Source organism: Sporomusa acidovorans (assembly GCF_900101845.1).
Classification (GTDB): Bacteria; Bacillota; Negativicutes; order Sporomusales; family Sporomusaceae; genus Sporomusa; species Sporomusa acidovorans.
Genome location: NZ_FNAM01000011.1, coordinates 115,564 through 134,363, shown reverse-complemented (window position 1 = coordinate 134,363; position 18,800 = coordinate 115,564). Strand labels below are relative to the sequence as shown.

Annotated in this window: 19 protein-coding genes; 17 read left to right on the top strand and 2 right to left on the bottom strand. The window is 45.6% G+C overall.

The window, feature by feature from the left end; translation table 11 throughout:
• Nucleotides 1–499: 499 nt before the first annotated feature.
• The 12 genes from BLR65_RS10090 to BLR65_RS10045 all read left to right on the top strand — a co-directional run bounded on the left by BLR65_RS10090 (nucleotide 500) and on the right by BLR65_RS10045 (nucleotide 10,957).
• Nucleotides 500–769 carry a diguanylate cyclase domain-containing protein gene (locus tag BLR65_RS10090; protein WP_093794064.1) on the top strand — a complete coding sequence of 90 codons (270 nt, stop codon included), beginning with the start codon at nucleotides 500–502 and terminating at the stop codon, nucleotides 767–769.
• Nucleotides 763–945, top strand: a complete 183-nt coding sequence (locus BLR65_RS29030) for a hypothetical protein (RefSeq protein ID WP_143122547.1) — start codon at nucleotides 763–765, stop codon at nucleotides 943–945. Before BLR65_RS10090 ends, BLR65_RS29030 begins: the two co-directional genes overlap by 7 nt.
• A gap of 28 nt (nucleotides 946–973) precedes the next feature.
• On the top strand, nucleotides 974–1,132 hold the full coding sequence (locus tag BLR65_RS29690; RefSeq protein ID WP_176772723.1) for a hypothetical protein: 159 nt from the start codon (nucleotides 974–976) through the stop codon (nucleotides 1,130–1,132).
• A gap of 56 nt (nucleotides 1,133–1,188) precedes the next feature.
• On the top strand, nucleotides 1,189–2,121 hold the full coding sequence (locus tag BLR65_RS10085) for a substrate-binding domain-containing protein (protein WP_093794063.1): 933 nt from the start codon (nucleotides 1,189–1,191) through the stop codon (nucleotides 2,119–2,121).
• A complete protein-coding gene (locus BLR65_RS10080; RefSeq protein WP_093794062.1) occupies nucleotides 2,118–3,545 on the top strand; it encodes an ATP-binding protein in 1,428 nt (475 codons plus the stop codon). Before BLR65_RS10085 ends, BLR65_RS10080 begins: the two co-directional genes overlap by 4 nt.
• On the top strand, nucleotides 3,542–4,204 hold the full coding sequence (locus tag BLR65_RS10075; RefSeq protein WP_093794061.1) for a response regulator transcription factor: 663 nt from the start codon (nucleotides 3,542–3,544) through the stop codon (nucleotides 4,202–4,204). Before BLR65_RS10080 ends, BLR65_RS10075 begins: the two co-directional genes overlap by 4 nt.
• A 162-nt stretch (nucleotides 4,205–4,366) precedes the next feature.
• Entirely contained in the window at nucleotides 4,367–5,395 is a 1,029-nt protein-coding gene (locus BLR65_RS10070; protein WP_093794060.1) for an ABC transporter substrate-binding protein, read from the top strand.
• Between the two features lie 238 nt (nucleotides 5,396–5,633).
• Entirely contained in the window at nucleotides 5,634–6,725 is a 1,092-nt protein-coding gene (locus BLR65_RS10065; protein ID WP_093794059.1) for an ABC transporter ATP-binding protein, read from the top strand.
• A complete protein-coding gene (locus BLR65_RS10060; RefSeq protein ID WP_093794058.1) occupies nucleotides 6,722–8,413 on the top strand; it encodes an ABC transporter permease in 1,692 nt (563 codons plus the stop codon). The genes BLR65_RS10065 and BLR65_RS10060 overlap by 4 nt, the downstream gene beginning before the upstream one ends.
• Complete coding sequence (locus tag BLR65_RS10055; RefSeq protein WP_245692679.1) at nucleotides 8,406–9,485, top strand: ABC transporter ATP-binding protein; 1,080 nt, start codon at nucleotides 8,406–8,408, stop codon at nucleotides 9,483–9,485. The genes BLR65_RS10060 and BLR65_RS10055 overlap by 8 nt, the downstream gene beginning before the upstream one ends.
• Nucleotides 9,486–9,752: 267 nt before the next feature.
• Nucleotides 9,753–10,583 carry an REP-associated tyrosine transposase gene (locus BLR65_RS10050; protein ID WP_093794056.1) on the top strand — a complete coding sequence of 277 codons (831 nt, stop codon included), beginning with the start codon at nucleotides 9,753–9,755 and terminating at the stop codon, nucleotides 10,581–10,583.
• Nucleotides 10,584–10,627: 44 nt separating this feature from the next.
• The gene (locus BLR65_RS10045; RefSeq protein WP_093794055.1) at nucleotides 10,628–10,957 is read left to right on the top strand and encodes an MGMT family protein; all 330 of its coding nucleotides are present in this window, start codon (nucleotides 10,628–10,630) and stop codon (nucleotides 10,955–10,957) included.
• A gap of 182 nt (nucleotides 10,958–11,139) precedes the next feature.
• Here the strand turns inward: BLR65_RS10045 and BLR65_RS10040 are convergent, their stop codons facing one another.
• Entirely contained in the window at nucleotides 11,140–12,102 is a 963-nt protein-coding gene (locus tag BLR65_RS10040) for an L-lactate dehydrogenase (RefSeq protein ID WP_093794054.1), read from the bottom strand.
• 310 nt (nucleotides 12,103–12,412) lie between these two features.
• Between BLR65_RS10040 and BLR65_RS30840 the strand changes: the two genes are divergently transcribed.
• On the top strand, nucleotides 12,413–13,027 hold the full coding sequence (locus tag BLR65_RS30840; RefSeq protein WP_245692677.1) for a PAS domain-containing protein: 615 nt from the start codon (nucleotides 12,413–12,415) through the stop codon (nucleotides 13,025–13,027).
• Nucleotides 13,028–13,059: 32 nt separating this feature from the next.
• A complete protein-coding gene (locus BLR65_RS30835) occupies nucleotides 13,060–13,929 on the top strand; it encodes a sigma-54 interaction domain-containing protein (protein WP_245692676.1) in 870 nt (289 codons plus the stop codon).
• Between the two features lie 363 nt (nucleotides 13,930–14,292).
• Here the strand turns inward: BLR65_RS30835 and BLR65_RS10030 are convergent, their stop codons facing one another.
• Nucleotides 14,293–15,309, bottom strand: coding sequence for an alpha-hydroxy-acid oxidizing protein (locus BLR65_RS10030; protein WP_093794053.1), 1,017 nt, complete (start codon nucleotides 15,307–15,309; stop codon nucleotides 14,293–14,295).
• Between the two features lie 381 nt (nucleotides 15,310–15,690).
• Between BLR65_RS10030 and BLR65_RS10025 the strand changes: the two genes are divergently transcribed.
• The 3 genes from BLR65_RS10025 (at nucleotide 15,691) to BLR65_RS10015 (ending at nucleotide 18,791) form a co-directional block, all read left to right on the top strand.
• Entirely contained in the window at nucleotides 15,691–15,924 is a 234-nt protein-coding gene (locus tag BLR65_RS10025; RefSeq protein WP_093794052.1) for a hypothetical protein, read from the top strand.
• Between the two features lie 179 nt (nucleotides 15,925–16,103).
• Nucleotides 16,104–17,522 carry a rhamnulokinase gene (gene rhaB, locus BLR65_RS10020; RefSeq protein ID WP_093794073.1) on the top strand — a complete coding sequence of 473 codons (1,419 nt, stop codon included), beginning with the start codon at nucleotides 16,104–16,106 and terminating at the stop codon, nucleotides 17,520–17,522.
• Between the two features lie 33 nt (nucleotides 17,523–17,555).
• On the top strand, nucleotides 17,556–18,791 hold the full coding sequence (locus tag BLR65_RS10015) for an L-rhamnose isomerase (RefSeq protein ID WP_093794051.1): 1,236 nt from the start codon (nucleotides 17,556–17,558) through the stop codon (nucleotides 18,789–18,791).
• Nucleotides 18,792–18,800 lie beyond the last annotated feature (9 nt).

The following is an 18,800-nucleotide window of genomic DNA, read 5'->3' as shown; positions in this document are numbered from 1 at the left end:
CAGAGTATAACGGTGCAAAGGGTGCTTCATCAATCTGGCTGAAAACGTGTTCGTAAAATATGGGAGCCCAACTGGCCATTAAGCGTTTTTGTTGACTGGGGTGTAAATGCTGGAAGTCATCAAACAAGCGTTCCTGAAGGTGTGAATTATTTTTGCGAAACATTTATATTCGCTCACTTTCAAATATCGTTATGTTTATAATAATAATATTCGACTTCAAGCAGAAAATCCCTGTTCGCAATACCTACAAAACCTTATTTCATAAGGGCTTTAGGTCATTTTCTCTCGGCAACTGATACCCCTGTGCAGGGGGAGTTTTCGCAGTAGAATCATGATATAAGTTTCAATTATTTTGAAATATTTGAAATATCGGTATAATAAAGTGGTAATATTTTGATAGCGTTTAAATCAGCTAAAACTATAATGCTCAATTAATAGGAAAAATGCTAATAGTTTACGGTGAAATCTTGATGGTTCCACCTGCGTCAGAGGTGAAAATGTGCGGGTATTTTATAAATATGCTCCATTAGTAGTTGCTTTATTTGGAATGTTAGTAGGTCTCACAAGCTATTACCTGGATAGGTATTTACAGATAAGTCTATGGGGTGAAATCGCTCTGTTGCTATGCATAGGCAGTTTTAAGTATGCTGCCGGTGATTTGGTGTTGTCGGAACCGGCCGCTATTTTTGAAAATACGGTCCGGACTACCGACATAGTTGCACGATGGGGCGGTGACGAACTGATTGCGACAGTGGCTGTTCGATGCTAATACGGCGAAGATCAGCGGAGTACCGCAAAAGAGAAGGCGAATTATACGGTAAAATTCGTGAGGCATCTGACGAGTTTACCAGGTGCAGCAAAGCAGGAACGGATACCACCGAGGCTCTCCAGCGGCTGGAGGCGGCATTAGTAGAATTTACGTTATTTCGTAGTAGACGAACATAACATCTAGTGATGTAATAGCAATTACATAATGAAACCAAAACGCGGGAACAGGGATAGGGCTTGGCACTATCCCTGTTTTTTGCTGCCGCAGTGGAATTCGGACGTACCAACAGGTCGAGTTGAAAGCCTGTCGATTACCGCCAATCCTGTCAACCCGGCAGGATTTACCGTTTGCGAAAGAGAATGATCATAGTATTGAATTAAAGGGTACACCACACACTTTCTTATTTGGGTGGGCGGATTATGGAGCGAAAAGGTTTTTGGTTTGTTTGTTTATTCATGCTAGTGATGGCGATCTGCACAGGCTGCGGCTCCTTCCTAAGCAAAGAGAAGTATATCGATTTTAAGAAAGTGGAGGCGCCGCCGGACATTTCCGCCGTAGACGCAGATTCCCAGGCTTTGCGGGTGGCGATTTCTTCTGTGTTATTGCCGCAGGAGACAATCATGCATTACCGCGCCATTGCTAATTTTCTCGGTTGGCAGGTAAACAGGCCGGTGATTTTGATTCAACGAAAAAGCTATGCGGAGATTGCACTGCTGCTCTTAAATGGAGGCGCTGATATCGCCTTTTTCTCATCTGGAGAATATGCAACCTATAGCGGCTTTGAAGAGATTGAGATGCTGGCAGCGCAACAACGGCTGGGCGTACCATACTATCAAGGGTATATCGTTGTAGCAAAGGATAGCGGGATAAACGATGTAGCTGATCTCAAAGGCAAAATTGTCGCCTTTACAGACCCGTTAAGCTATTCCGGCTACACTTTTTTAGTCCAAATGCTTCGGCAAAAAAACGAGACCCCGGAAACATTCTTTGGACGCTATATGTACACGTATAGCCATGATAAATCTTTTCGCGCAGTTGCCAACAAGGTGGTAGATGCCGCCCCTGTTACCAGTATCGTATATGAGCGGGCTAAGCAAAAGCAGCCGGAGCTGGCGGAGGCCGTCAAAATTATCGCTGTTTCGCCGCCTGCTGGGATTGGCCCGGTAGTAGCGGGTAAAAGTGTCAGCCAGGGACAGCGGGAAATTTTGCGCAAGGCTTTGCTCACCATGCACGAAAATCCGGATATGAGACCGGCATTGCAGGGGTTGTCGATTGACCGGTTCGTGCCGCCTCAGCCGGAACTATATGAGCCGATTCGGCGGATGCTGCGGGAAAAGAGAGCGCAACTATGATGCTGTCACGGCTTTCTATTTACTACCGGATATTGGCAATGGCACTATTTATCATTGCACTACTTAGTTTTGCCACCGGCCTGATTGTTTGGAGTTCTTTTGATGATATTGTTTCTAAGCAGCTGGAAAAGCGTGGCGTCGAAATTGCAACCCACGTAGCCTTGGCCGGCGGGAATTATGTTTTAATGGAAGATCGCTACAACCTTTACGAGTTGGCGGCTCAAACGGTAGCAAGCAGCGAAGATGTGCGGTATATTCTCATCATAGATAGTAACAAGCGTTTGCTGGCACATACCTTTCACGGCGGTTTACCCAAAGGATTGCTGGCTGATATGCCTGATTTCACGCAGCAGAATATAGCGGTATTCAACTCTGATGAGGGGCTTATCCATGATATTGTTGTTCCCATTGAAAATGGTGCGGTTGGTTATGTCCGAGTCGGCATGACCGAGGAGTATACGCGCAACTCAATTCATCAGCATATCAGAGACGTATTGCTTACAATCCTCGTTATATGCGCATTGGCTGTATTCTTATCCAGCAGGATATCGACGTTAATTACTAACCCGCTGCGCAAACTGGCGGAAGTGGCCGAATCGATCACACGGGGAAATCTTGAGGTCCGGGCCAATATTCATGATACGGGCGAGGTTGGCAGGCTAGCCTGCGCTTTTAATGAAATGGCGGCCAGTCTGATCAAGGCCAGCGCGGATAAGGAAGTCCTGCTCGGCGAACTGCGCGCCAAGGAACAACTGCGTGATACGTTGATTACGAAGCTGATGACCGCTCAGGAGGACGAACGCAAGCGGATTTCCCGTGAGTTGCATGATGAAACCAGCCAGGCGCTGACCTCGCTGATGCTGACCATGCGGGTCTTAGCGGAAGATGCGCCGAACCAGGAACAAAAAGATGCGTTGCTTTTGGGGCGGGACGTCGCTGCCGGTATTTTGCGAGAGGTTCGCGATTTGGCAATTGAGTTAAGACCGCCTGCATTGGATGATCTCGGTCTTGTCGCTGCCATAGAACGCTATAGCGAGAAATTTGCTATGCGCCATGGTCTGGATATCGACCTAAACACAGCAGGCCGGCAGACTTTTGTTGATGACCAAATTGCCGTTGCTCTTTACCGGATTGTTCAGGAAAGCCTGAATAATGTTGTGCAACACTCCGGCGCAACCACGGTGTCAATTGATATCACCTTTCAGCCCGACCAGATTATGGTCACTATAGCGGACAATGGCAAAGGAATTTCTGATTGGGATTTAATTCGGGCCCAGAAAGAACATCGGCTTGGCTTATATGGAATGCGCGAACGGGTAGAGCTTCTTCAAGGCAGGTTAGATATTAGACAATCCTCCCACGGCGGAACGGAACTCTTCATTGCAATTCCCCAATTCCACCCACGGAAAGGAGAATCATCATGAAACAAAAGCTGAAAGTGCTATTGGCGGATGATCATAAATTGCTTCGCTCTGGTTTGAAACTGCTGCTGCAGCGGAATCCGGGTATGCAAGTGGTTGGAGAGGCGGCGGACGGTGAGCAGACCATACAACTGTTTGAGCAGCTGCAACCGGATATTTTGTTGCTTGACCTATCGATGCCGAATATGGATGGAATTGAATGTCTCAAGGAGATCAAAAGCCGTTATCCTGAGGCCAAGGTGATTGTATTAACGATGCACGAAGATGAGAATTACATAAAACGGGCCATGCAGGCAGGTGCTTCTGCTTACGTGCCTAAAAGCGCAGCGGACACGGATTTGTTTACAGCCATTGAGGCCGTGCAGGCAGGCGGCATTTATCTCAGCCAGCAAGATTCCAACGTATTGCTAAACGTTTTACTAAACCGGGAGCAGGAAGCGATTGATAAAAAGGCTCCTTACGTTCTGCTCAGCCCCAGGGAGCGGGAGGTCTTGCGCCTTGTGGCCCATGGATATTCGCTGGCCGAGGTAGCGGAGAGACTGGCGCTAAGCATAAAGACCGTGGATACGTACAAGGTACGGCTCATGGAGAAACTGAAAGCAACCAAAAGGAGTCAATTGGTAAGTTATGCCCTAAAGTACGGCTTATTGTCGACTGAATAGCTTTTGTAGGGGATTTTTCCGACAGTAAATTAGGGGATTTTTCCGACGGAAAGTTGAGGAATTTTTCCGATACATGGCAGCCTTTTATTGTGTGATAATTAAGAAAACACAATAAAAGGCTGTTTTTTTTACATTTTAAACACAAGGAGGAATACAGGAAAAATGAGTAAAAAGAGCATTCTTCTGCTGGTCATTGTCATGCTGTGCAGCACCCTGTTCGCGGGCTGCGGCGGCAATGATAAAAAAGCAAATGCACCCGCTGCCGATGGCAAGAAACTTGTTATTTATACATCCATGAAGGAATCTCTCATCAGCGGGATCGTGGAGGGGTTCAAGAAGAAAAACCCCGGTATTGAGGTAGATTACCAGTCGGCAGGCGCCGGCAAACTTATGGCTAAAATCGCGGCAGAGCGGCAAAGCGGCCATATCCTGGCCGATATTATCTGGACAAGCGAGGTTCCCGATTTCTACAGCATGAAGAAAGAGGGGATTCTGGAACAATACAAGTCCCCGCTTCTAAATGAAATCGTGAATCCTTTTGAAGACTATGACGGTTCTTTTACCACGGCCCGGCTCGGAACACTCGGTATAGCCATTAATACTGACAAAATCAAGACGCCGCCTACTCAGTGGTCTGACCTTCTGAAGCCGGAATATAAAGGGGCTTTCGCCATAGCGGATCCCGCTCTTTCCGGAACGTCCTATATGAGTGTTGCTTTGTTAGAAAAACAGTTCGGCTGGGAATTCTTCGAAAAGCTGCACGCTAACCAGGCCAGAATAGGCAAAGGTTCCGGTCAGGTCATAGACGACACTGCCTCAGGTGAACTTGCTGCCAGTCTTGCTGTTGATTACATAACAAACGATAAGATTAAAAAAGGTGCCCATCTTGCCCTCTACTATCCACCGGAACTTTTAGTTGTTCCAAGCCCTGTGGCAATATTTAAGGGGACTACCAAGCTAGATGCGGCTAAGAAATTTGTGGATTATCTTCTCGGTCCGGAAGCTCAGGCGCTTATTGCTGCCGAGGGTACGCTTTCCGTACGTCCGGATGTGAAGAGTCCGGAGAAATTCAAACTGCCGGAGGCTGCTGAAGCTTTGAAACGCGCCATCAAGATAAACTATAACGAGGCTTTGGCTTCTAAAGAAGCGACGATAAAGAAGTTTACTGAAATATTACAGGTAAAAAAATAATTTTAGGCAAAGCATCCTGGTTACCTAAAGCGGGACGGATAGCTCCGTTCCGCTGTTTTAGTCAAACAGAATTTGTAATTGAATTCTGTTGATATACGTGCAACCAGCGGCTAGCGTCCCGCTTAAGACTCGGCGTTAGCCGGGTTTGCTAATCGGGCGCTTTACAAACTGCCCGGTATGGGTATGCGGGTAACTTGGGATAACGGGAAAAATGTTTGATAATTAGGAGAGGTACAATATGGAAATCATCCGGGTAGAGGGTGTAGCGAAAAGTTACGGCAAACATCAGGTACATAAAGACCTCACACTCTCCATTGAGCGGGGTGAGTGCTTTACCCTGCTGGGACCTTCGGGGTGCGGGAAAACGGTATTGCTGCGACTGATTGCGGGGTTTGAGGTTCCTGACGCCGGGAGAGTATTGATTAATGATACTGTAGTTTCCGATCCGGCGCAGGGCATAAATATTACCCCCGACCGCAGGGGGCTTGGCGTAGTCTTTCAGGATTACGCAGTATGGCCGCACATGACTGTATTTGACAATGTCGGCTATCCTTTGAAAATTGCCAAGCGGCCTCAAAACGAGCTGAAAGACCGTGTAATGGAAACTATAGAACTGGTTGGGATGAGCGGCCTGGAACGCCGTCTGCCGTCGGAGTTGTCCGGCGGGCAGCAGCAGCGCGTGGCTCTGGCCCGCGCGCTTGTCGCCAATCCGTCCGTGATGCTTTTGGATGAGCCGCTGACCAACCTTGATGCCAATTTGCGCGAAGAAATGCGTTTTGAGATCAAAGAGCTGCAGCGTAAGCTGAATATAACAGTCCTCTATGTTACGCATGATCAAGAGATTGCTCTTGCTATCTCAGACCGCCTTGCCATCATGGACGAGGAGGGCAAGATACGCCAAACCGGCAACCCTTGGGAGATTTTTGAACGGCCGGCAGATTCTTTTGTTTTCAATTTTATGGGTATAGCGAACTTTGTCCCTGTACGGCGGGATGGGGAAGCCTATCTGGTGGGGAACGGTGAGCAGCTCATTCCGTGGGAGCCGCCCCAGGGGGATGCACCCAAATGGGTCGCTGGCTTTCGCCCCTCCGACGTACGGGTTGCCCGGCAGGGAACAGGCCTTAGAGGCACGATAAAGCGCGCCAACTTTCTTGGAGCGATGATGGATTATCTTATTGAAGTGGACGGCGCGCATTTACGCACAAACATAGAAACGCACGCGGCTATTTCCAAGGGGCTTATGTTCAAAGAAGGGGAGATTTGCGTGATCAGTTTCCGGGACCTCTTGTGGTTCAATGCTGAAAGCCTGACGGAGGTGGCGAAACAATGAGTGCAATCACCCCAAAAAGCAATTTTGGCGTGGCGCAGGTTATCCTGTTTCTCTCTATTGCTATTTTAGTTATTGTAGTGGCTGTGCCGGTTCTGTTGATTTTCTTCAACGCGTTCTGGGTGGACGGCAAATTCAATGCCAGTGATGTTGTCAAGATTCTTTCCGAACCGGAGACGTATCAGGCACTGAAAAATTCGCTTATTATCGCCAGTATGACTACAATTGGCAGTACGATTGTCGGTACTTTTTTCGCTTGGTTGGTGACGCGTACCGACCTTCCCTACAAGGGCTTTATGAAGGCCATGTTCTTAGTACCGTTCATGCTGCCGTCATTTATCGGTGCCCTTGCCTGGAAGATGCTGCTTTCACCCAATGCCGGGTTCATTAACAAGTTTTTCATAAGTCATTTTGGTTTTGACGGCCCTGTCTTTAATATCTACAGCTATATTGGCATTAGTGGCGTCGAGGTCATGTATCTGTTTCCCTTTGTCTTCATACAAGTGTGCGGTGCGCTGGAACGCATGGACCCGACACTGGAGGAGTCAGCCCGCATATCCGGGGCCGGGCTGTTCACTATCACCAGAAAAATCACAATTCCGCTAGTGCTGCCAAGTATCCTTTCAGGATCGCTGCTTATCATGCTTTACTCAATGGCGCACTTTGGCACTGTCGCTGTGCTTGGCATAGAAAATGGAATATTTAATATACCGACCCTCATCTATGAGCGTATTCACCAGAGCGGGGGAAGTTTTGACGCGATACGGACAGGTACCGTGCTTGCCACTGTACTCGTAATAACGGCAGCCTTCATCATCTGGCTGCAGGGGAAGGTACTGGGCAAGGGGCATTATCAGATTATCGGCGGAAAAAGCTTCCGGCCGATGGAACTGAAACTACGTGCCCTGCGTGTGCCGCTCCTTATTTTCTGCCTTATTTACATTGCCTTTACGATTGTCCTGCCTACAGCGGTCATTTTCCTGGTAGGGGGACTGAAAACCTATGGACTGCCCTTCACTTGGGATAATCTTTCACTTGCTAACTATAAATACATCCTCTTTGACTATAATGTGACCAGGGATGCCATCTGGAACAGCGTTACGCTGGGCTTGAGCGCGGCAGTTATTACGATGTTTGCCGGCGTCATGATTTCCTATGTCATTGTTAAGATGAAAGTGCGGGGCAAACGTATCTTAGAGTTTTTGGGAATGCTGCCCTTCTCGGTTCCCGGCTCGGTAATCGCCCTTGGCGTAATCCTTGCCTGGAGCGGCCAGTTTGGCATCAACCTCTATAACACAGTCTGGATCATCTTAGTCGCCTATATTGCGCGCTATATGGCCTTTTCGCTCAAAGCCAATTCCGCGGCTTTGGAACAGGTGCATGATTCCCTGGTAGAAGCAGCTCGCTCCTGCGGCGCCAGCATGTGGCAGTCACTTAAGGATATCGTGTTGCCCCTTGTACGTCCCGGTATGCTGGCGGCCTTTTTCCTGATTTTTCTCCCTTCGTTGCGGGAATTGACCGTTTCCATCATGCTTTATGCGCCAACCACCCGTACCATCGGCGTGGCGATATACACCCTGAATGAGGACGGGGAAACGGTAGTTTCGGCGGCCTTAGCCGGAGTTGCATTAATCATCATCATTGTAGGCCAGACGCTGATCAACCGTTTCACAAGAAAGGTAGGTGCGTAGACGGATGTCTTATGTTCGCTTAGTGAATGTTACCAAGAAATTCGGCGACGTTACCGCCGTCAATTCGCTGAACCTGGAGATTGGCAAAGGGGAGTGCTTCTCCATGCTGGGGCCGTCCGGCTGCGGCAAGACTACAACACTTCGCATGGTGGCGGGGTTTGAGGACTTGAGCGAAGGGGAGATTTACGTCGGGGATCGTCTTATCTCCTCACCTAAGCGTAATTTTTACCTGCCGCCGGAAAAACGTAATTTCGGTATGGTTTTTCAGGCTTTTGCGGTCTGGCCGCATCTGTCGGTTTATGAGAATGTTGCTTTTCCGCTGCGCATTCGCAAATTACCTGCCGCTGAGGTTGAGAAACGTACGCAAGACGCTCTGCGGTCGACAAATCTTTTGAAGGTTGCGGAAGACAGTCCGGCAGATCTTTCGGGAGGCGGCAAACAGCGGGTGGCACTGGCCCGGGCGCTGGCCATCAATCCGGATGTCATGCTCTTAGATGAGCCGCTTTCAAGCTTAGACCCTCATTTACGCGAGGAGATGCGGTTTGAGATTAAGGATTTACAGCGAAAGTACGGCTTTTCCATCATATATGTGACGCACGACCAGTCCGAGGCCATGGCCCTTTCGGACCGCATACTGGTAATGAGATCAGGCGTAGTGCAACAGATCGATACGCCACTTAATGTCTACAACCAGCCGGCTAATAAGTTTGTTTTCAGTTTTATCGGCCTTTCTAACTTTCTGGATATTGTCTGGGAGGACGGCAGGGCGTTTGTGCGCGGGGAGCATGCAGCGCTGCCGGCAAGCCTGATGCCGCCGGAAAGCATGCGCGGGGAAGATGTGCTTTCCCTGGCAAGCCGTCCGTCGGAGATCGATTTTATAACTGAGGGCGACGAGCAAGGACTGCGCGGCATTCTCAGCCGCAAAGCGTTTTTAGGAGAAATTATTGACTATCAGGTCAAGATTGGTGATCAGGAAATGCGCGTCCAGAAGGGACGCCGCGATCCTGGCCCTGAATTGGGCGAGGCATGCAATCTGCGCTTGTTACGTCCCTTCTGGTATGCCGGAGAGTAATAGGGGACGAAGATTTCGCCGTGGTATTTACTATTTAAGATAGTTGCTATTTATTGAGCCCTAAGCCGAATACGGCCGTACGGCTTATCCAAAATGAATACTGTTAGCGATGATACAGACACAGACAACTATATCATTAACAATGGCGACCAAGAGGCCTCACAAAAGTTAATTAGTGAGGCCTCTTTTACTAATTTGATCCGGGCAAGAAGGGACGGTTCTTGACTTACCTATTGATTGGGGTTAAGATAAAATTGGGTGAAAAAAATGCCAAGACAAGCAAGAGAAAAAGGTGAATTTAGTACATACCATGTTATACAGCGCGGAAATGAACGGAAAAGTCTTTTTTTATCTGACGATGATAGATTGAGATTTCTAGATACTCTAGCGCGGGTGAAAGTGAAATATAATTTCATATTAGAAGCATATTGTCTGATGGACAACCATATACATATGTTGATTAATGACAATGGCAATGATATATCGCAAATATTAAAAAGTGTTAATATTAGCTATGCATATTATTTTAACCGTACATATCAACGGACAGGCCATCTTTTTCAAGATCGATTTAAAAGTGAGTTAATTAACAGTGATCAGTATTTGTTACAAGTTAGTAAGTATATCCACAATAATCCAGTTAAAGCAGGAATGGTTAAAAAAGCTGAAGATTATCAGTGGAGCAGTTATGCTGTTTATTTAGAAAAAGTCAAAGATCACAATAAAATAATAGACAGTAGTAGAATTTTAGGTATTCTTTCGAAATCGAGAAACTCTGCCATAAGAAAATATACAGAGTATGTTTCGGAAGATGAGCTTGACTTAATAATCATGGACGTAGAAGATGATTTACTTACAGGAAATAGGCAGCAGCACGGTACTAATATTTTTAATATGGCCCAAGCCGAAGAATGGCTAAATTGTATTTTAATTAATAAAGCCATTTCTTTTGAAGAACTTAACGAAAACATAGGACAAAGGAATGAGATTATCAAAGAGATAAGAAAAAATTCGTCGATTACGTTAAAACAGATTGGCCAGCTTTTTGGAGGAATCAGTGAATCTAGGGTAAGCCGTATACTAAAGAATAGTGAATAGCAAGTTGAGAACCGTCCCTGCTTGCGCGCGAAGGAGGTGGCTTTATGGGTTTTAACGACAGAGTTTATGAAATTGTTCGTCAAATACCGGAAGGAAAGGTTGCATCTTACGGTCAAATCGCCTATATGACCGGAAGCTGGAGAGCTTCGCGCGCGGTTGGCTATGCACTGCATAACAGTCCACACCACGCGAAATTACCTTGTCACAGAGTGGTTTTTAAGGATGGCCGGCTCACTACCGGCTTCGCTTTCGGTGGAAAAGATGTGCAGCGGGATATGCTTGAGGCAGAAGGAGTCGTATTCACCGCTGATGGCCGGGTGGATATGATAAAATGCTGTTGGAGTACGCAGGAGGCTCCCGGCGCAGGGGATTGAGTATGGACCGCTTTGCCGTGCGAGTGTTTTTGGTATAAGTCCAAAATAAGAATGTGAGCAGAGGGCCATGGAATATCCCAAAACGAACAATGCCCTTGACATTTCCTGCTGGAAACATCAAGGGCTGAAAGTTCTTTTGGAAGGTGCGGGCCCTCCTGTCAGATGGTGATAGGTCGGGAAGATTAATTGATATGAATAGAATCCAAAACGGCCCGGACTGTCTTGGCACAAGTTTTGAATTTACTGACTTCCTCTGGCGATAATGGCAAAGGCAGTCTCTTTTCCACGCCATTTTTGCCGATAACGCAAGGCATGCTGAGCGAGACTTTTTCGGCAATGCCATATTCTTCAGCCAAGGTGACGGAGACTGGGCCCACGAAGCGCTCATCAAACATAACTGCTTTGGCAAGGCGCACCGCGCCCATAGCGATGCCGGTATTCGTCCAACCTTTACCGTTTAATACATCGTAAGCCACTTGCACAACCTCTTTGCCGATTGCTTCTTTATCAAGCGGGGACTCTACATCGAAATATTGATCCAGCTGGTTTGCCGGGACGCCGCCGATATTGATCATACTCCAGGCAGGAAAAGCCGAATTCCCGTGTTCTCCCAGCATGAAAGCTTGTACGCTGGCAGGGGCAACATGATAGCGATCTGCCAGGATTCGTTTCAGGCGAGCCGTCTCCAATGTGGTTCCGGTGCCAAAGAGTTTTCCCTTGGGGTAACCGAAATGATTGGCGGCATAATAGGTCGTAATATCCAGCGGATTGGTAATAAAGATAACAACGGCATCTTTTGTGTATGTAACGATTTGACTCATGACATCTTTGACAGTTTCGGCGTTGCGACCGGCCAAAACAAGACGGTCCAAATTTTCTCCCGGCAGGATACTAGGGCCTGCACACATAATGATGACTTTAGCGTCGGCACAGTCTTCATAGGTTCCCTTGTGTACGTTAATGTTCGCGTTATAGTCGAAAGGAGTGGCATGGTCTGCATCTAAGGCCTCGCCTATGGCTCTGTTTTCCTCAATATCAATCAGCGCGATTTCTGATGCGATTTGGTGCGCAACGGCTGTTGCCAAAACCTGTGACCCTACATGACCTACACCAACAATTACCAGCTTATTTGTAGTAGCTTTCATAGAAAAGAACACCTCCATCAATTATTACCAGATTTTAAGAAACAATTTGTGATCAAATTGTTAGGTTACTACGGTTCTTAAGGTACCAAATATAATTTTACCACTGTGTCGGTCTATTTTCCAGGAGTAGGAATGTTTAACTAGAATTTGTTTTGAGTCTAAATAGTTTGATATGTAAATTTCGACGGGTTAAACAAAAATCGATCTTTTATTATTAAATGGTTCGAGGGAGAATGAATAACGAAAAAGAAACGTTAGATTAGGATAGTGAAGATTAGTCCATAGTGCAAGGTAAAAAACGGAGTGGAAGATGCTGGAATATATTATTCAAATTGATTTTGTGAATTGCCCGGGATTGGGCTATGAAATATTTCGAATTACCGAAAAAAACAATGTGGATAAAATCGCCATGGAAGTAATACCGAAACATGGTATGATTATCCAGTTCCAATGCGCCGCGGAAGAACAAGCTCAACGATTAGTCGCTGAGCTCACAGAGCTTAAGAATATAACAGCCGTCACATTCCGTACACAGATGCCTTATCAGGAAAAGGAAATTGAATTGCGGACGATTCTTAATTCCGTTAGCGAAGGGGTTCTGGCAATTGATAAAAACGGTATCATATCACATATTAATGAAGTTGCCTGCAAAATATTAGATTGTAAATTAGAAGAAACCATCGGCTTAAAGGTGGAGAAGTTAGTGGGCGAAGATCCGCCCATTCTTGAAACACTGTGCTTGGGCCATGTCTATAGATTGAAAGAGCGAACGATAAAAAGAAAAGGCAAGACTCTGCAATTTTTAGCCAGTAACATACCTATTAGAAATGATCAAGGACAAATTATAGGAGCTGTCTCCACCATTCAAGACTTTCAGCAAGTTGAAAAAGTAATATTGCAGGCAGGTAAATCCTGTAAAAAATAACTTTTGACGATATTGTTCATCAAAGTCAGCAAATGAATAGGCTCATAGCTTCTGCACGCACGGTAGCCAGAAATTCTTCCACCATTTTATTGCGCGGGGAAAGCGGCACAGGTAAAGAGTTGTTTGCCAATGCTATTCATGCGGAAGGAGCAAGGCGTAAGCATCCCTTTATTCCTATAAATTGCGCAGCATTAACGGAATCTTTGTTGGAAAGTGAATTGTTTGGATATGAAGATGGTGCTTTTACGGGCGCTGCTAAAGGGGGCAAGAAAGGCCTTTTTGAACAGACGAACGGCGGTACCTTATTTTTAGATGAGATAGGTGATATCTCGCCGCGGCTGCAAGTACGTCTGCTGCGTGTTCTGCAAGAAGGAACAGTCCGGCGGGTGGGAGGACATAACGATATTAGTGTGGATGTACGGGTTATTGCGGCCACACACCGTAATCTGGAGGATATGATTCGCTGTGGGGAATTCCGCGAGGATCTGTATTACAGGCTGAATGTTATCCCGCTTACCATTTTGCCTCTGAGAGAAAGAAAAGAAGACATTCCCCTGCTTGCCCAACATTTAATCCGGAAAATTTGTGCCAAGATCGATAAGTCGGAAGTTCATTTAGCCAAGGAAAGTGTTGAAATTTTGGTAGCGCAGAAATGGCCAGGCAATGTACGGCAATTGGAAAATACGTTGGAACGCGTGATTAACTTAATTGATACTACGGAAATCAGACCGGAGCATCTTTCCGCTTGGACGGACATATCTGAGGCAGGTACGTTGAGAAGTGTCGGAATGATTTCCAAAAATCAACAAACATTGCAGATGGAAATTCCAATTACCGGGGATTGGCCGCCGCTAAAGGCTATTGTAGCAAGCGTTGAAAAAGAAGTGATCAGCAGGGTTTAAAAAAAACATCCTTCTTCCCGGTTGGCTGGCCAGGTCTTGGGAGTATCTAATACGACATATTGAATAAAATTCATGAATATAAGATTTGATAAAAATATTGCTCAAAATATTTAAAACTGGCATGAATTGTACAATATCCGAGTAGATTCGCTATTAAGCTGATGCGGAAAACCGCAGTTTTGGTATGATGAACAAGCAGAACTCCTGCCGAATTTTTATAGATTCAGCAGGAGCTTTTGTTTTAAGCAGTAATGGGAACTGGTATTGCTTTTTTCCAGAGCCTACTAAAGGCTGCGAATACGATACTTAGAACTCATAGATGAAAAAATGGGTAAAGACAATCCGCCGTCCGGATGGGTCCTTTTATCTACGCACCATATCCTTTGTGATTTCACTCAGACTAAAAGCGCCGCACATAGCCATCGTATCTTTTAATTCTTCAGCTAATTTTTCTATATAAATCTTAACTCCTTCTTTTTCCCCACCATAAAGAGCGGTTACAAACGGACGACAGATTAAAACACCGTCTGCTCCAAGGGCCAGTGCTTTGAAAATATCTGTACCGGAACGGATACCCCCATCAACTAGAATCTTCATCTCGTTGCCGACAGCTTCGGCAATTTCTGGCAGCACTTCTGCCGTTGAAGGGCACTGATCCAGCACTCTGCCGCCATGATTAGAAACAACAATTGCTTTTGCTCCTGCCGCTTTTGCCTTAAGTGCGCTTTTTATGTTCATAATCCCTTTTACAATAAACGGAATACCGGCAATTTCAGAAATACGACGAAGTTCGTCGACTGATTTTCCGCCAGCCGGCGGTGTCATATTTTTTAAGAAAGGCAATCCGGCTGCATCTATGTCCATGGCAACAGCAAAAGCACCAGCCTTATGCACCAGCTCCATTTTTTCCTTGATGGTGTCCATATTCCACGGCTTAATAGTAGGAATGCCACGGCCTTTCACCTTAGCGATTGCCGCTGTCGCACTTTCCATGACAGTTGGATTTGTTCCGTCGCCGGTAAACGCAGCAATTCCATTTTCCCTGCAGGCAGAGACTAAAATATCATTATACGCCATATCATTAAATTTATCACTGTAGTGCAAATTTACCGCGCCAACAGGTCCTGCGAAAAACGGATAGGTAAACGTTTGACCAAATAATTCTAAGGTTGTATCAACGGGTTTATTCGCACTTAATGTGTCCATATTGACACGGATTTCCTGCCATTTCTGATAGTTGCGGATGGCAGTGTCGCCAACGCCTTTTGCCCCTGGTCCGGGGATGCTGTTCTTACAGGCAATGCCATTGCAAACAGGGCATGCCTTGCAGTAACTGCCAATACAGCTACGCGCATTTTCCAGTAATTCTTTGTAATTCATACAACTCTCTCCCTTTTCCTTTTCTTTCTACTATTTACATGATTAGAATTATGTATGTACTTTATAATTTTTTAGCTGGAATAGGGGAAATGTATCCCTGGTTTCACAGGAGCATTCCCCTAAGGACTTCTTTTTTGCAATAATCTTCAATACTATTATTATGAATTCCTTCTTTAAAATTTATTGCGTCCATTTTCCTTATTTAGAAATGTATTTTAAAGGATTGAAAGTTATTGCATTTTTCATAGGAGAGAGGTCGGCTGTTCAGTTAATGGGCAGCCAACCTCTCAATTTTGGGACATCCAGGATCAACCGAAATATACCACATTTTTTGAATTTTGATTTGAGTAGTGGTTATGAACTTCCTGGATGATTTTCCATATGGAAGCGTCGATTAAACTGGCATATGTACAAATAGACCCCCGAAGAATGGCTAAATTGTATTTAATTAATAAAGCTATATCTTTTGAAGAACTTATCGAAAATATAGAACAAAGATATGTGGTTATCCCTGCTTGCCTTTTTCACCCAGCATTAGCTGGGCTATTTTTTGGGTTTGGCAAGAATCGTAACGTCAAGATTACGTTGACCTTAAGACATAATTTATTGGATTAGCAATAGTTCCTGGAACTTTTATGGACGATAACTGCGGAAAAGGCTGGCTTATGATGAAAGAAAAACAAAATAAAACACAGAATAATTTTATTGCTTTATCTTTTTATATGTTGTATTATGATTGATATAAAAGAAAAACGGAAATAAAAAAATACAAACAAGGTGGTTTTGTGTTGGGAATGAAACGGGAAAAGGAAAAAGCGCACTATCTGGCTATAGATATCGGCGCCTCAAGCGGCCGATGTATCTTGGGCTGGATAGAAAATGGGAAGATTCGCATTGAAGAGTTATATCGTTTTGAGAATTGCCTGGAGGAAACGGACGGTCATTTGTGCTGGAATTTAGCAAGGCTATTCCATGAGGTCATAACGGGACTGCAACGCTGTAAGCAGCTTAACCGCATACCGCTGAGCATAGGCATAGACACCTGGGGTGTTGACTTTGTTTTACTGGATCAAGCGGATAAAGTTCTGGGTAATACCATTGCTTATCGAGATGGCCGCACGCAAGGCATGGATGCAGAAGTTTATAAGATCATCAAAGAGGAAGAGCTTTACCAACACAACGGTATACAAAAGCAACTATTTAATTCCATCTATCAATTAATGGCTGTGCAAAAGCAAGAGCCGGATTTATTGAATAACGCCCGAAGTTTTCTGATGATTCCAGAGTATCTGAATTTTCTTCTGACTGGTGAGAAGAAAAATGAATACACCAATGCCACGACCACGCAGCTGGTCAATGCCGAAACGCAGGATTGGGATGATGATTTGATTGCGCGGTTAGGGCTTCCGAGGGAGATTTTTGGGAAACTGCATATGCCGAAGTCTTCGGTTGGGTATCTTTTGCCGGAAATCCAAAAAATCGTTGGTTTTGACGCGGAAGTGCTCCTGCCGGCAACTCATGACACCGGTTCCGCAGTTTTAGCTGTTCCGGCCAATGATGATCATTCCATATATTTAAGCTCCGGCACATGGTCCCTGATGGGGATCGAACGGCTCATTCCAGATTGCACCGAAAAGAGCCGGCAGCATAATTTTACCAATGAGGGCGGCTATCATTATCGCTATCGGTATTTGAAGAACATCATGGGACTTTGGATGATGCAGTCCATACGCAAGGAATTCAAACATGCCTACAGTTTCACCGAACTGTATACCCTTGCGGGTATAGGCAGTTATTTCTCGTCTGTTGTCGATGTGAACGACTCATCCTTCCTTGCGCCGAAAAACATGATCAACGCCGTACAGGACTATTGCGAAAAAACAGGCCAGGAAAAACCGGAAACCGAGTGTGAGCTGCTTTACTGTGTTTATAACAGCTTGGCTAAATGTTATGCAGATACTGTGGCGGAAATCGAAGAAGTTACCGGAAAAGTCTATCCGCGTATTCATGTGGTCGGCGGTGGCTGCCAGGACAGTTTTTTAAATAAGCTTACGGCTGAATATACGGGTAAGGAGGTCTACGCCGGGCCGGTTGAGGCGACGACGCTGGGAAATCTTGTGGCGCAGATGCTGAAGAACAATGAATTTGCTGACCTTGTAGCAGCACGAGAAACCATCGCCAGATCCTTTAATGTGAAAAAAGTACAAGTTTAAAACATACGCAATTTTTAGAGGAGGGTGAATCCTATGTCAAGATTTAGTGATGCAAAAGAAGTGTATCAGGAAATGGGGGTAAACGTTGATGCGGCGTTGGAAAAACTGTCAAAGGTAAAAATATCTATGCATTGCTGGCAGGGTGATGATGTCATCGGCTTTGATTCCCAAGAACTTACCGGCGGTATTGCTGCAACCGGCAATTATCCGGGCAAGGCCACAAATCCGGAAGAACTTATGGCGGATATTGACAAGGCCCTCAGCCTTATCCCTGGAAAACATAAACTCAATCTGCATGCCTCTTATGCCATTACAGCAGAAAAAGTAGAAAGAGATAAACTTGAGCCAAAACACTTTCACGCGTGGGTGGATTTTGCTAAAGAACGCGGTTTGGGCTTGGATTTCAATCCGACATTGTTTTCTCATGCCAAGGCTGCCGACAATTTGACGCTTTCCTCGCCGGATGATTCCATTCGTAGATTTTGGATTGATCATTGTAAAAAAACGCGCAAAATTGCCGCTTATTTTGGTAAGGAACTTGGCTGTACGGCACTGAACAATGTATGGATTCCAGACGGATATAAAGATATTCCCGGTGATCGCCTGGGGCCGCGAAAACGTCTTAAAGCTGCCTTGGATGAAATCTTTCAGGAAAAATATGATAAAAAATATTTGGCCGACAGCGTCGAATCCAAAGTTTTTGGGCTTGGTGTAGAGTCCTATACGGTGGGATCGCATGAATTCTATATGAATTATGCGGCAAAGAATAATCTGCTTTGTCTTTTAGATACCGGACATTTCCATCCGACCGAAATGGTTTCGGATAAGATTTCTGCTATGCTGCTTTTCGCAGATCAACTGGCGCTGCACATCAGTCGTCCGGTGCGCTGGGACAGTGACCACGTTGTTTTATTTGATGAGGAACTCAAGGAAATTGCCAAAGAAATTGTCCGCTGTGATGCACTTGACCGTGTATTCATCGGACTGGATTTCTTTGATGCCAGCATCAATCGCATTTCTGCCTGGGTTGTCGGCATGCGCAATATGGAAAAGGCCTTGCTTTATGCCTTGCTTATGCCGCATCAGGCACTAAAGAAAATGCAGGATGAAAAGAATTTTACCCAGCTTATGGCCATGATGGAAGAATTAAAGACACTTCCGTTTGGCGACATCTGGAATCAATACTGTGAGCAGCAGGAGGTTCCGCAGGGAATGGCTTGGTTCACGGAAGTACAAAAATACGAAGCACATGTTTTGTCAAAACGGTAAAAGGGGTCA

Coding starts and splice junctions, on each gene's coding strand:
- BLR65_RS10015 (WP_093794051.1), top strand. CDS start 17,556: ATGTCAAGATTTAGTGATGCAAAAGAAGTGTATCAGGAAATGGGGGTA.
- BLR65_RS10065 (WP_093794059.1), top strand. CDS start 5,634: ATGGAAATCATCCGGGTAGAGGGTGTAGCGAAAAGTTACGGCAAACAT.
- BLR65_RS10070 (WP_093794060.1), top strand. CDS start 4,367: ATGAGTAAAAAGAGCATTCTTCTGCTGGTCATTGTCATGCTGTGCAGC.
- BLR65_RS30840 (WP_245692677.1), top strand. CDS start 12,413: ATGCTGGAATATATTATTCAAATTGATTTTGTGAATTGCCCGGGATTG.
- rhaB (WP_093794073.1), top strand. CDS start 16,104: ATGAAACGGGAAAAGGAAAAAGCGCACTATCTGGCTATAGATATCGGC.
- BLR65_RS29690 (WP_176772723.1), top strand. CDS start 974: ATGAAACCAAAACGCGGGAACAGGGATAGGGCTTGGCACTATCCCTGT.
- BLR65_RS30835 (WP_245692676.1), top strand. CDS start 13,060: ATGAATAGGCTCATAGCTTCTGCACGCACGGTAGCCAGAAATTCTTCC.
- BLR65_RS10050 (WP_093794056.1), top strand. CDS start 9,753: ATGCCAAGACAAGCAAGAGAAAAAGGTGAATTTAGTACATACCATGTT.
- BLR65_RS10030 (WP_093794053.1), bottom strand. CDS start 15,309: ATGAATTACAAAGAATTACTGGAAAATGCGCGTAGCTGTATTGGCAGT.
- BLR65_RS10075 (WP_093794061.1), top strand. CDS start 3,542: ATGAAACAAAAGCTGAAAGTGCTATTGGCGGATGATCATAAATTGCTT.
- BLR65_RS10045 (WP_093794055.1), top strand. CDS start 10,628: ATGGGTTTTAACGACAGAGTTTATGAAATTGTTCGTCAAATACCGGAA.
- BLR65_RS10085 (WP_093794063.1), top strand. CDS start 1,189: ATGGAGCGAAAAGGTTTTTGGTTTGTTTGTTTATTCATGCTAGTGATG.
- BLR65_RS10040 (WP_093794054.1), bottom strand. CDS start 12,102: ATGAAAGCTACTACAAATAAGCTGGTAATTGTTGGTGTAGGTCATGTA.
- BLR65_RS10060 (WP_093794058.1), top strand. CDS start 6,722: ATGAGTGCAATCACCCCAAAAAGCAATTTTGGCGTGGCGCAGGTTATC.
- BLR65_RS29030 (WP_143122547.1), top strand. CDS start 763: ATGCTAATACGGCGAAGATCAGCGGAGTACCGCAAAAGAGAAGGCGAA.
- BLR65_RS10025 (WP_093794052.1), top strand. CDS start 15,691: ATGGAAGCGTCGATTAAACTGGCATATGTACAAATAGACCCCCGAAGA.
- BLR65_RS10080 (WP_093794062.1), top strand. CDS start 2,118: ATGATGCTGTCACGGCTTTCTATTTACTACCGGATATTGGCAATGGCA.